The sequence below is a fragment of the Rhizobium sp. YTUHZ045 genome, from assembly GCF_051124255.1.
Lineage (GTDB): Bacteria > Pseudomonadota > Alphaproteobacteria > Rhizobiales > Rhizobiaceae > Rhizobium.
On sequence record NZ_CP101432.1, the window covers coordinates 4,120,515 to 4,132,307 of the forward strand.

General features: G+C 61.8%; 9 protein-coding genes. 4 read left to right on the plus strand and 5 right to left on the minus strand.

What is annotated here, in order from left to right:
• Positions 1 to 33: 33 nt before the first annotated feature.
• Positions 34 to 1,422 (minus strand): RsmB/NOP family class I SAM-dependent RNA methyltransferase, encoded by a 1,389-nt coding sequence (locus NMA58_RS20190; protein WP_430959717.1) that lies wholly within the window; start codon positions 1,420 to 1,422, stop codon positions 34 to 36.
• Positions 1,413 to 2,369, minus strand: coding sequence for a zinc metalloprotease HtpX (gene htpX, locus NMA58_RS20195; protein WP_434711709.1), 957 nt, complete (start codon positions 2,367 to 2,369; stop codon positions 1,413 to 1,415). Before htpX ends, NMA58_RS20190 begins: the two co-directional genes overlap by 10 nt.
• A 110-nt stretch (positions 2,370 to 2,479) precedes the next feature.
• Here htpX and NMA58_RS20200 point away from each other — a divergent pair, with 110 nt between their 5' ends.
• Positions 2,480 to 2,704: a DUF1674 domain-containing protein gene (locus NMA58_RS20200; protein WP_085779893.1), complete on the plus strand. Its 225-nt coding sequence runs from the start codon at positions 2,480 to 2,482 to the stop codon at positions 2,702 to 2,704.
• Between the two features lie 95 nt (positions 2,705 to 2,799).
• Here NMA58_RS20200 and acs read toward each other — a convergent pair whose 3' ends face one another.
• Positions 2,800 to 4,755, minus strand: coding sequence for an acetate--CoA ligase (gene acs, locus NMA58_RS20205; RefSeq protein ID WP_434711710.1), 1,956 nt, complete (start codon positions 4,753 to 4,755; stop codon positions 2,800 to 2,802).
• 229 nt (positions 4,756 to 4,984) lie between these two features.
• Between acs and NMA58_RS20210 the strand changes: the two genes are divergently transcribed.
• Positions 4,985 to 5,686 (plus strand): DUF1013 domain-containing protein, encoded by a 702-nt coding sequence (locus NMA58_RS20210; RefSeq protein ID WP_097601297.1) that lies wholly within the window; start codon positions 4,985 to 4,987, stop codon positions 5,684 to 5,686.
• Between the two features lie 122 nt (positions 5,687 to 5,808).
• On the opposite strand, the gene NMA58_RS20215 is transcribed toward NMA58_RS20210, so the two are convergent.
• Together NMA58_RS20215 and NMA58_RS20220 are read right to left on the minus strand one after the other, a co-directional pair.
• The gene (locus tag NMA58_RS20215) at positions 5,809 to 7,719 is read right to left on the minus strand and encodes a propionyl-CoA synthetase (RefSeq protein ID WP_434711711.1); all 1,911 of its coding nucleotides are present in this window, start codon (positions 7,717 to 7,719) and stop codon (positions 5,809 to 5,811) included.
• Between the two features lie 81 nt (positions 7,720 to 7,800).
• Positions 7,801 to 8,460: a YggS family pyridoxal phosphate-dependent enzyme gene (locus NMA58_RS20220; protein WP_434711712.1), complete on the minus strand. Its 660-nt coding sequence runs from the start codon at positions 8,458 to 8,460 to the stop codon at positions 7,801 to 7,803.
• 200 nt (positions 8,461 to 8,660) lie between these two features.
• Between NMA58_RS20220 and leuS the strand changes: the two genes are divergently transcribed.
• The gene (gene leuS, locus NMA58_RS20225) at positions 8,661 to 11,291 is read left to right on the plus strand and encodes a leucine--tRNA ligase (protein ID WP_430959711.1); all 2,631 of its coding nucleotides are present in this window, start codon (positions 8,661 to 8,663) and stop codon (positions 11,289 to 11,291) included.
• Complete coding sequence (lptE, locus tag NMA58_RS20230; RefSeq protein ID WP_434711713.1) at positions 11,281 to 11,790, plus strand: LPS assembly lipoprotein LptE; 510 nt, start codon at positions 11,281 to 11,283, stop codon at positions 11,788 to 11,790. The genes leuS and lptE overlap by 11 nt, the downstream gene beginning before the upstream one ends.
• Positions 11,791 to 11,793: the final 3 nt, after the last annotated feature.

An 11,793-nucleotide genomic window follows, 5' to 3' on the forward strand; every position in this document is an offset into this window, starting at 1 on the left:
GACGGGGATTCGGACGACGTGTGTGGGTTTCAGTCAGGTCGTTCGCCGCAGCACGGCCGCGTAAAAGCCGTCGAGCCCGGAGGCGATGCCCTCCGGCATTTTCAGCATGGTCGGAAGCGTGCGGAATTCGCCGAGCGGCGTGATCGCCGCTTCGAGGCCGGGCCAGTCGCCCGCGCTGATCGGCACGCGCTCGATCGCCTGCGTATCGGCAAGAATGCGGGCGACGACCTCCTCGCCCTCGGCTGGATCGAGCGAGCAGTTCGAAAACACCAGCGTACCGCCGGGCTTCAGCAAGGTCAGCGCATGACGCAGCAGCCGCTCCTGCAGCGCCGCCAGCCTCGCGATATCATCCGGCCCCTTGGTCCACAGCACGTCGGGGTGCCGGCGCGTCGTGCCGGTGGAAGAGCAGGGGGCGTCGAGCAGGATCGCATCGAAGCCCTCCGTCGGCTTGAATGTCGTCAGGTCTGTCGCAACCGTTTCTGCCTTCAGGCCAAGCCGATCGAGGTTCGATCGCAGCCGTTTTAGCCGGCTTTCCGACTGATCGAGTGCGGTCACCGCACCGCCGGCAAGGATAAGCTGCGCTGTCTTGCCGCCGGGCGCAGCACAAAGATCGGCGACACGTTTGCCCGAGAGATCGCCGAAAAGCCTGGCCGGGATGCTTGCCGCCGAATCCTGCACCCACCACGCACCGTCGTCGAAGCCCTCGAGTGAAGGAATTCCGCCGTCGAAGGCAGCAAGCCGCACGCCGCCCGTCGGCAGGGCAACGCCGTTCAGCCTTTTCGCCCAGGCTTCGGCGTCGGATTTGACGGTCAAATCGATCGCCGCAGGCTCGAGCTGCGATTGCGAGATCGCCAGCGCCGCGTCGCGGCCATAGGCCTTTTCCAGCCGTGTGAGGAACCAGCCCGGCATCGGCGGCACCTTGGCGATCTCCTCCAGCACCTCGTCCTTTTCACGGCCGAGCCGGCGCAACACCGCGTTGACCAGCTTCGCAAAGCGGCGATTACGCGGATCCTGGTTGGCCTGCTCGACGGCAAGATCGACGGCCGAATGATCCGGCACGTCGAGATAGAGGATCTGAGCAGCCGCGATTGCCAGAACATGATGCAAGGCGCGCGCGCCCTCCGGTAGCGGCGATTCCAGCAGCGAGGCAATTGCAGCGTCGATGCGCGGCAGATGGCGCAGCGTCGTATTCAGAATGGCGCGGACAAGGGCGCGATCGCTCTCGCCAAGCGCCTTATAGGCCGGATTGCCATGTTCATGGTCGAGAGCGCCATCGAGCGGCAGCTTGCGGTCGACGACGGCAGCCAAGATTTTTGCTGCCGTCGCCCGGGCCTGCAGGCCCGGCTTGGTTGGCGCCGATCGGTCAGCGAAAGGTTTCTGTTTGCGGAATGGCTTTTTCGTGCCGTCTGAATTCAAGACCACGGACCTTTTGGCGGTTGCGAACCACCGCGACCCGTATTCGGAACAGAGCGCGATTTGCGCGACGGATTAGCAGCACGCACCGGTCCCGTCGAGATAGTCATGCCGCTTTGCGCCATCTCCTGCAGCGCGGCAATACGGTTTTCCGTGTTCGGGTGGGTGGAAAACAGATTGTCCATGCGTTCGCCGGAGAGCGGATTGATGATGAACATATGGGCCGTCGCCGGATTGCGCTCGGCATCCTCATTCGGCACATGGGCCGCGCCGCGGGCGATCTTTCCAAGTGCGGAAGCGAGCCAGAGCGGATTGCCGCAGATTTCGGCGCCGCGGCGATCGGCCGAATATTCGCGCGTGCGGCTGATCGCCATCTGCACCAGCATGGCGGCGAGCGGTGCGACGATCATGGCGACGAGGACGCCGATGAAACCGAGCGGATTATTGTTGTTGTCGCGGTTGCCGCCGAAGAAGAAGGCGAAGTTGCCGAGCATCGAGATCGCGCCGGCAAGCGTTGCCGTGATCGTCATGGTCAGCGTGTCGCGGTTCTGGATATGGGCGAGCTCATGCGCCATCACGCCTGCGACCTCCTCGGGAGACAAGGCAGCAAGCAGGCCGGTCGAGGCGGCGACGGCGGCATTTTCGGGATTGCGGCCGGTGGCGAAGGCATTCGGTTGCGGGCTGTCGTAGAGATAGACCTTCGGCATCGGCAGGCCGGCATTACGGGCGAGATCGCGCACGATCGCAAAGAATTCCGGTGCGTTCCGTTCATCGATCTCCTGCGCGCGATAAGCCGCAAGCACCATGCGGTCGGAGTTCCAATAGGAGAAAAAATTCATGCCGGCGGCAATGAGAAAGGCGATCATCATGCCGCCCCGACCGCCGATCAGAAAGCCGACAAACATGAAAAGCGCCGTCATGAAGGCAAGCAACATGGCAGTGCGAACGAGGTTCATTGCGAATCTCCAACTCCGATTTCGGCGTCGCAAGCTTTCAATCCCGGCGACCGCGCATTATGATTTGGTTATCCACCCGCCATTTTCAATATTTCCGGCAGGAGAAGGCTATGCAGGAAGCCGATAACGACAATAGCCAAACGCCGACGGCCGAGGGATCGGAGCCGCCGCGCAAGGTGCTGTCCCCGGCGGCCCAACGTGCGCTTGCCGAGGCTGAAGAACGACGGAAGAACCGGAAGCCGCTGGAGCTGCCACCTGAGATCGGCGGCCGCGGCGGCGCCGAGCCTGCGCGCTTCGGCGATTACGAGATCAACGGCCGGGCGATCGATTTTTAAGATCGGGCCTGAATCCCGGCCTCGTGCAGGCCGTCCAAATTCGCCAGCCAAGTAAAGTGAGCCGCCCCGGGACTCGGATGGAGCGGCTCTTTATATCAGGCGGTCGCCTTGTTCTGCCGGTTGGCGATCAGATCGTCGACGACGGCGGGATCGGCAAGCGTCGAAGTGTCGCCGAGGGCACCGAAATCGTCCTCGGCGATCTTGCGCAGGATGCGGCGCATGATCTTGCCGGAGCGGGTCTTCGGCAGGCCGGGCGCGAACTGGATCTTGTCGGGCGCGGCGATCGGGCCGATTTCGGCGCGCACATGTTTCACCAGTTCCTGGCGAAGCGTGTCCGAACCATCGTGACCGGCCATCAGCGTCACATAGCAATAGATGCCCTGGCCCTTGATCGCATGGGGATAGCCGACGACCGCCGCTTCCGAAACCAAATTGTGCGAGACGAGGGCAGACTCAACCTCCGCCGTTCCGAGCCGGTGGCCGGAGACGTTGAGCACGTCATCGACGCGGCCGGTGATCCAATAATAGCCGTCCGCATCGCGCCGGCAGCCGTCACCGGTGAAGTACTTGCCCTTGTAGGTGGAGAAATATGTCTGGATGAAGCGGTCATGGTCGCCATAGACCGTGCGCATCTGGCCCGGCCAGCTATCGGCGATGCAGAGATTGCCGTCGGCAGCTCCTTCCAGCACCTTGCCTTCGTTGTCGACCAGCTCAGGCTTGACGCCGAAGAACGGCGTCGTCGCCGAACCCGGCTTGAGGTCGGTCGCGCCCGGCAGCGGCGTGATCATGTGGCCGCCGGTTTCCGTCTGCCACCAGGTATCGATCACCGGGCAGCGCTTGTCGCCGACGACATTGTAATACCATTCCCAGGCTTCGGGATTGATCGGCTCGCCGACCGTGCCGAGCAGGCGCAATGAGGAGCGCGACGAGCGCGTGACGAATTCGTCGCCGGCGCCCATCAGCGAGCGGATCGCCGTCGGCGCCGTGTAGAAGATGTTGACCTTGTGCTTGTCGATCACTTCCCAGAAACGGCCCTGATCCGGGAAATTCGGCACGCCCTCGAACATCAGCGTCGTCGCGCAGTTGGCGAGCGGCCCATAGACAATATAGGAGTGACCGGTGACCCAGCCGACATCGGCCGTGCACCAGTAGACATCGCCGTGATGATAGTCGAAGACATATTCATGCGTCATCGATGCATAGACGAGGTAACCGCCGGTCGTGTGCAGCACGCCCTTCGGCTTGCCGGTCGAACCTGAGGTGTAGAGGATGAACAGCGGATCTTCCGCCTTCATCTTCACCGGCGGGCATTCCGGCTTCACCGTAGCGGTCTCCTGGTGATACCAGAGGTCGCGGCCGGGCGCCCAGCCGGTCTTGCCGCCGGTGCGGCGCACGACCAGCACCTTGCTGACAGTGACGTGCTGACGGGCGGCGATATGGATCGCCGTATCGGTATTATCCTTCAACGGTACCGGCTTGCCGCCGCGCACGCCTTCGTCGCAGGTGATGACGAAGGTGGATTCGCAATCGACGATGCGCCCTGCCAGCGCCTCTGGCGAGAAGCCGCCGAAGACGACGGAATGCACCGCGCCGATGCGGGCGCAGGCGAGCATCGCATAGGCTGCTTCGGGGATCATCGGCATGTAGATGGTGACGCGATCGCCCTTCTTGACACCATGCTTCTTCAACACGTTCGCTGTGCGGCAAACATGCTCGTAGAGTTCGTTATAGGTGACCTTCTTGTCGATATAGGGATTGTCCCCTTCCCAGATGATCGCCACCTGGTCGCCATTCGTCTTCAAATGGCGGTCGATACAATTGTAGGAGACGTTCGTCTGGCCGTCTTCGAACCATTTGATCGAGACCTTGCCGGTGAAGGAGGTGTTCTTGACCTTGGTATAAGGTTTGAACCAGTCGATCCGCTTGCCGTGCTTGCCCCAGAACTTATCTGGATTTTCGATGCTTTCCTCGTACCATTTCAGGTACTTATCCTTATCGATCAGGGCGCGCGCCTTCACCGGCTTCGTGACCGGATAGATCTTCTCCGACATGGTACTCCTCCTCATGGGACATGCGACGGACCGCGAGCTATCTGGGCCCGAACTTCAAATCACGGCGATTCATAGCAGTTCGCATCGCCACGGCAATTAGACAAAGGTCATTTGATTTCGGAAGAATTGCAATTCTGCGACAGTCCGGTTATATAGCGCCATATTTCCCGGACATTGTGGTGACAATCCACGGACCGCGACCGGCGCGGACGATAGAAGGACTATATCCATGGCTCAAACATTGCTCATGCCGAAGGCGACTGCCATCTGGCTTGTCGACAACACGGCGCTGTCTTTCGATCAGATCGCGCAGTTCTGCAAACTGCACCCGCTCGAAGTCAAAGCCATCGCCGACGGCGAAGCCGCGCAGGGCATCAAGGGTCTCGACCCGATCTCGACGGGACAGCTTTCCCGCGATGAGATTGCTCGTGCCGAAGCCAACCCGAACCACAAGCTGAAGCTTTCCGAACCGAAGGTGCGCGTGCCGGAATCCAAGCGCCGCGGCCCGCGTTACACGCCGGTCTCCAAGCGTCAAGACCGCCCGAACGCCATTCTCTGGCTCGTCCGCAACCATCCGGAGCTGAAGGACGCGCAGATTTCGCGCCTCGTCGGCACGACGAAATCGACGATCGAGCAGATCCGCGAGCGCACCCACTGGAACTCCGCCAACCTGGCGCCGATGGATCCGGTCACGCTCGGCCTCTGCAGCCAGATCGACCTCGACATGGAAGTGGAAAAGGCCGCCAAGGGTCGTCCCCTGCCGACCGCCGCCGAGCTGGGCGCAACGCTGCAATCGGCGCAGGAGACCGAGCGCCTGACCCCGAGCTACGAGCGCGAAGAGGAAAAGGAAATCGACGCCGACGCCGTTTTCCGCAAGCTGAGCTCGCTGCGCTCGGCCCCGAAGGACGAAGACGAGGACGAGCAGTACTGAGACATCAGCCTTCTCATGCAAAAACCCCGCCGAAAAGGCGGGGTTTTTCATTGGCGTTGCTGTAGAGCATCTCACACAAGGCCGAGCAATATGCTGACCTTCCGGCAGCCTTCCCGCTGATTTCACATCGGCAGGGAGCCAAAACCACGCTTTCGCAGTGCCTCTGCGATCTCTTCCAGTATCGCCGGATCATCGATGGTTGCCGGCATTTTCCAGGGTATGCCGTCAGCGATCTTCTGCATGGTTCCGCGCAGGATTTTGCCGGAGCGCGTTTTCGGCAATCGGTTAACGGTGATGGCCGTTTTGAAGGCCGCGACTGGGCCGATCGACTGGCGGATCATCGCCACGACCTCCGATTCGATCGCCGGCGTTTCACGGGAAACATCGCGTTTCAGCACCAGGAAACCACAGGGAACCTGACCCTTCACCGCATCGGTCACACCGATGACCGCGCACTCGGCGACATCGGGATGGCGCGCGCAGACCTCCTCCATCGCCCCGGTGGAAAGCCGGTGACCAGCGCAATTGATGATGTCATCAGTGCGCGACATGACGAAAAGATAACCGTCCTCGTCGACACAGCCGGCATCGGCGGTCTTGTAGTAGCCAGGAAATTCATCGAGGTAAGCCGACCGGAAGCGATCGTCGGCCTTCCAGAGGGTCGGCAGGCAACCCGGCGGCAAGGGCAGCTTTATGACGATATTGCCGAGCGTTCCCGCCTCGACCGGGTGACCGGCATCGTCGAGCACCGCGATGTCATAACCGGGCATCGGCAATGTCGGTGAGCCATGCTTGACGGGGAGGGCGCCAAGACCAAGGGGATTGGCGGCGATCGGCCAGCCGGTCTCCGTCTGCCACCAGTGATCGATGACCGGCACGCCGAACATGCGCTCCGCCCATTTCAGCGTTTCAGGGTCCGCCCTCTCTCCAGCCAGAAACAGCGCCCGGAAATCCGGCATCGGATATTTGCGCAGCAGTTCGCCCTCACCATCCTCCCGCCGGATGGCGCGGAATGCGGTCGGCGCCGTGAAAAGCACACGCACCTTGTATTCCGAGACGATCCGCCAGAAGACGCCGGCATCCGGGGTGCCGACCGGCTTTCCCTCATAGATCAGCGTGGTCACGCCCGCGATCAGCGGGGCATAGACGATATAGGAATGGCCGACGACCCAGCCGATATCGGACGCCGTCCAGAACACCTCGCCCGGCTTCAGGCCGTAGACATTCCGCATCGACCAGTTAAGCGCGACCATATGGCCGCCATTGTCGCGGACTACGCCCTTCGGTTGGCCCGTGGTGCCCGAGGTGTAGAGGATATAGAGCGGATCGGTCGCCTTGACGGGAACACAGGCCACCTCTGCGCTGCGATGGGCCGCCACCGCCGCCTCGAAATCCTGGTCGCGGCCACCGGCGAGCTCTGCCGGAAGCTGCGGCCGCTGCAGCACCAGGCAGCGCTCCGGCTTCATCCGCGCAAGCTCGATGGCTTGATCGACCAGCGGCTTATAGGCGATGACGCGACCGGGCTCGAGGCCGCAGCTTGCGGTGATCACCAGCTTGGCGCCGCTGTCGTCGATGCGCGCGGCAAGTTCGCTGGCGGCAAAGCCGCCGAAAACGACGGAATGAACCGCACCGATGCGAGCGCAGGCGAGCATGGAAAACACCGCCTCCGGCACCATCGGCATATAAAGGATCACGCGGTCGCCTTTGCCGATGCCGATCTCGAGCAGTGTTGCTGCGATCGCCTTCACCTCACCAAGCGCCTCATCATAGGTGAAACGGCGCTTCTCGCCGGTCATGGCGCTGTCGAAGAGGATCGCCGTCTCGCCACCGCGTCCAGCTGCGACATGTCGATCCAGGCAATTGTGGCAAGTATTGGTCTCTGCCCCTGAAAACCACCGGCCATAGACGCCATTATCGGGTGAAAAGATCCGCTCCGGAGGCTTGAACCAGTCGATATCGGCGGCGGCTTCGCTCCAGAAGCCTTCGGGATCCTTTTTCCAGGCCGCATAGACCTGATGATAGCCGTTTTGCATCTGCTCCTCCCCAGGACATGCAAGCCTCGATATCAATTTAGGCCGGGCCGAGGAGGACGGAAAGCCCGACGAAAGCAGGTATCAGCGCGCGCCGAAAATCGCCGATCCGACGCGCACACTGGTGGCGCCGAAAGCAATCGCCGTCTCGTAATCACCCGACATGCCCATGGAAAGTTTTTCGACGCTGCATTTGGCGGCGAGCTTTGCGAGCAGGGCGAAATGCGGCCCGGGATTTTCCTCGGCCGGCGGGATGCACATCAACCCCTCGATGCACAGGCCGAGTTGATCGCGGCAGAGGGCGACGAAATCAGGCGCATCCTGGGGAGGGATGCCGGCCTTCTGCGGTTCCAGCCCGGTATTGACCTGGACGTAGAGCCGCGGCGTCCTGCCGTGCCGCTTCATCTCCTCGGCGAGGGCGCGGGCGATCTTTTCGCGGTCCACCGTCTCGATGACATCGAAGAGCGCCACCGCATCCGCCGCCTTATTCGATTGCAGCGGCCCGATCAGATGCAGTTCGATCTCAGGATACTCGGCCTTCAGATCGGGCCATTTGCCTTGGCTTTCCTGTACCCGGTTCTCGCCGAACACCCGCTGCCCCGCGTCGATAGCCGGACGGATCGCATGCGCCTCGAACGTCTTCGATACGGCGATGAGCTGAACGGAACCGGCCGGACGACCTGCCTGGCGTTCCGCCGCCGCGATCCGCGAGCGCACGTCGTTCAACCGCTCTTGAAGTTCCATCGTTCTGCCTCGACATATCAACGTGAAAAGAATTGGCATGAACTAGCCAGCCATTCCGTGCTTGCCAAGACCCGCACCGGCGAAATCGCTTCGGCGGCATGAAGATCGGACGCTTGCAGCGCCCGCAAAACTTGACGCTATCGTGGTTTCATGGTGAAGGTCTCGGCCAACTCCCCTGATTTTCCGGAATTTCGAATACCATGGCCACCGAACGTTATAATCCGCGCGACGCCGAGCCCCGCTGGCAGCAGAAATGGAACGAAGACAAGGTCTTCGAGACCGACAATTCGGATCCGCGCGAAAAATATTATGTCCTCGAAATGTTTCCCTATCCCTCGGGGCGCATTCATATGGGCCATGTCCGCAATTACGCCATGGGCGACGTGGTTGCCCGTTACAAGCGCGCCCGCGGTTATAACGTTCTGCATCCGATGGGCTGGGACGCCTTCGGCATGCCGGCGGAAAACGCCGCCATGGAGCGCGGTGTCCACCCCGCATCCTGGACCTACCAGAACATCGCTTCGATGAAATCGCAGCTGAAGGCGATGGGGCTGTCGCTGGATTGGAGCCGCGAATTCGCCACCTGCGACGTCGACTATTATCAGCACCAGCAGCACCTGTTCCTGGACTTCCTGGAAAAGGGTCTGGTCTACCGCAAGCAGTCGAAGGTAAACTGGGATCCGGTCGACAATACCGTTCTTGCCAACGAACAGGTGATCGACGGCCGCGGCTGGCGCTCCGGTGCGCTGGTCGAACAGCGCGAACTGACGCAATGGTTCTTCAAGATCACCGATTTCAGCCAGGACCTGCTGGACGCGCTGGATACGCTCGACCAGTGGCCGGAAAAAGTGCGCCTGATGCAAAAGAACTGGATCGGCCGTTCCGAGGGCCTGACGGTCCGCTGGGAGATCGTGCCGGAGACAGCGCCTGCCGGCGAGACCGAAATCACGGTCTATACGACACGTCCAGACACGTTGTTCGGCGCCTCCTTCCTGGCGATCTCAGCCGATCATCCGCTGGCCAAGGATGCGGCCGCGAAGAATGTTGAGATCGAAGCCTTCTGTGAGGAGTGCCGCCGCGCCGGCACCTCACTTGCCGCGCTCGAGACCGCCGAAAAGAAGGGCATGGATACCGGCATCCGCGTCAGGCATCCGCTCGATCCCTCCTGGGAACTGCCTGTCTACATCGCCAATTTCGTTTTGATGGATTACGGCACGGGTGCGATCTTCGGCTGCCCGTCGGGGGACCAGCGCGACCTCGACTTTGCCCGGAAATATGGCTTGCCGGTTGTGCCGGTCGTCATGCCGCGGGATGGTGACGCCGCAAGCTTTTCCGTCGGCGACACCGCCTATGACGGCGACGGAGTGATGATCAATTCGCGTTTCCTCGACGGCAAGACGACGGAGGAAGCCTTCAATATCGTTGCCGACCGGCTGTCGGCGGCTTCCCTCGGCAATGCGCCGCAGGGCGAGCGGAAGATCAATTTTCGCCTGCGCGACTGGGGCATTTCGCGCCAGCGCTATTGGGGCTGCCCGATCCCGGTCATCCATTGCGACGCCTGCGGCGTTGTGCCGGTGCCGAAGAAGGACCTGCCGGTCAAGCTGCCGGAGGATGTAACCTTCGACCAGCCCGGCAATCCGCTCGATCGTCATCCGACCTGGCGGCATGTCGCCTGCCCGAACTGCGGCAAGGACGCACGCCGCGAGACGGATACGATGGACACCTTCGTCGATTCAAGCTGGTATTTCACTCGCTTTACCGCGCCTTGGGAAGCCAAGCCGACCGATCCTGAGGCGGCTAATCGCTGGCTGCCGGTCGATCAATATATTGGCGGCATCGAGCACGCGATTTTGCATCTGCTTTATTCCCGTTTTTTCACCCGCGCCATGCGCGAGACCGGCCATGTCGCGGCCACCGAACCCTTCAAGGGTCTTTTTACCCAGGGCATGGTGGTCCATGAAACCTACAGCCGCGGTTCCGGCGCCGGCCGCGAGTGGGTGGCTCCCGCCGATATCCGCATCGAAGAGATCGACGGTAAACGCCGTGCCTTCTTGCTGGCGTCAGATGAAGAAATCGCCATCGGCTCGATCGAGAAGATGTCGAAATCAAAGAAGAACGTTGTCGATCCGGACGATATTATCGCCTCCTATGGCGCCGATACCGCGCGTTTCTTCGTTCTCTCCGACTCCCCGCCGGAGCGTGACGTCATCTGGTCGGAAGCCGGCGTCGAAGGTGCCCATCGTTTCACTCAGCGCCTATGGCGGCTGATTTCCGAAGCGGCCGGCGGCCTGTCGACCGTTGCCCCCGCACCGGCAAGCGAAGGGGAGGCTCTGGCAATCTCGCAGGCGGCGCACAAGACGCTGAAGGCCGTTCAGAACGACTACGACAAGCTGTGGTTCAACAAGGCCGTAGCCCGCATCTACGAGCTCGTCAATGCCCTCGCCGCGCCGCTGACGAGGGTTGCGGCGGGTGAAGGCGACATCGCCTATCGTGCCGCCGTGCGTGACGCTGCCGAGATCCTGATCCAGCTCGTCGCACCGATGACACCGCATCTTGCCGAGGAGTGCTGGGCTACGCTCGGCAATGCCGGGCTGCTCGCCCGCACGGACTGGCCGCGTTACGTGGAAGCGCTGGTCATGGAGAATGACGTCGTTCTGCCCGTGCAGGTCAACGGCAAGAAGCGCGCCGAATTGACAATTTCTCGCGATGCGGATCAGAATGCCGTCACCAACGCCGTGCTGGAACTGGATGCGGTGAAGAACGTGCTGAACGGTCAGGCGCCGAAGAAGATCATCGTGGTTCCCCAAAGGATTGTGAACATTGTCGTCTGATATCATCCGCAACGCCGGCATCGCCATGATCCTTGCCGCCTCGGCATTTCTTTCGGCCTGCCAGGTCCGGCCGCTTTATTCCGAGAGTTCCGGCGTCGTCGAAAAGTTGTCGTCGGTCGGCTTTTCCGATGCATCAGGCCGCGTCGAACAGCAGGTGCGCAATCGCCTGATCTTCTTGGCATCGCGCGGCGCCGGCGAAGCGACAAATCCACAATATCACGTCCAAATGCGCGCTACCTCGAGCGTCGCCGATACGCTGCTGCGTCAATCCGGCGATACATCGCGCGCAGGCCGCGTCACTGTCACCGTAACCTATACTCTGAGCGCCGTAGCCGACGGTCACGTGATCAAGGCCGGTAGCCGACAAGCGACTGCTCTGGTGGATTTCTCCGAGCAGGAGTTTGCCAAGCAAAGGGCGATCCGCGATGCCGAGAACCGCGCGGCGGATCAGGCGGCAGAATTCGTAGGAGCCGATCTCGCCGCTGCCCTCAGCCGCTGAGGG

What these genes read in the sequence shown, in the direction of transcription:
- NMA58_RS20200 (WP_085779893.1), top strand. Translation starts at nt 2,480, where the DNA reads ATGCAGGAAGCCGATAACGACAATAGCCAAACGCCGACGGCCGAGGGA.
- htpX (WP_434711709.1), bottom strand. Translation starts at nt 2,369, where the DNA reads ATGAACCTCGTTCGCACTGCCATGTTGCTTGCCTTCATGACGGCGCTT.
- acs (WP_434711710.1), bottom strand. Translation starts at nt 4,755, where the DNA reads ATGTCGGAGAAGATCTATCCGGTCACGAAGCCGGTGAAGGCGCGCGCC.
- leuS (WP_430959711.1), top strand. Translation starts at nt 8,661, where the DNA reads ATGGCCACCGAACGTTATAATCCGCGCGACGCCGAGCCCCGCTGGCAG.
- NMA58_RS20215 (WP_434711711.1), bottom strand. Translation starts at nt 7,719, where the DNA reads ATGCAAAACGGCTATCATCAGGTCTATGCGGCCTGGAAAAAGGATCCC.
- NMA58_RS20220 (WP_434711712.1), bottom strand. Translation starts at nt 8,460, where the DNA reads ATGGAACTTCAAGAGCGGTTGAACGACGTGCGCTCGCGGATCGCGGCG.
- NMA58_RS20210 (WP_097601297.1), top strand. Translation starts at nt 4,985, where the DNA reads ATGGCTCAAACATTGCTCATGCCGAAGGCGACTGCCATCTGGCTTGTC.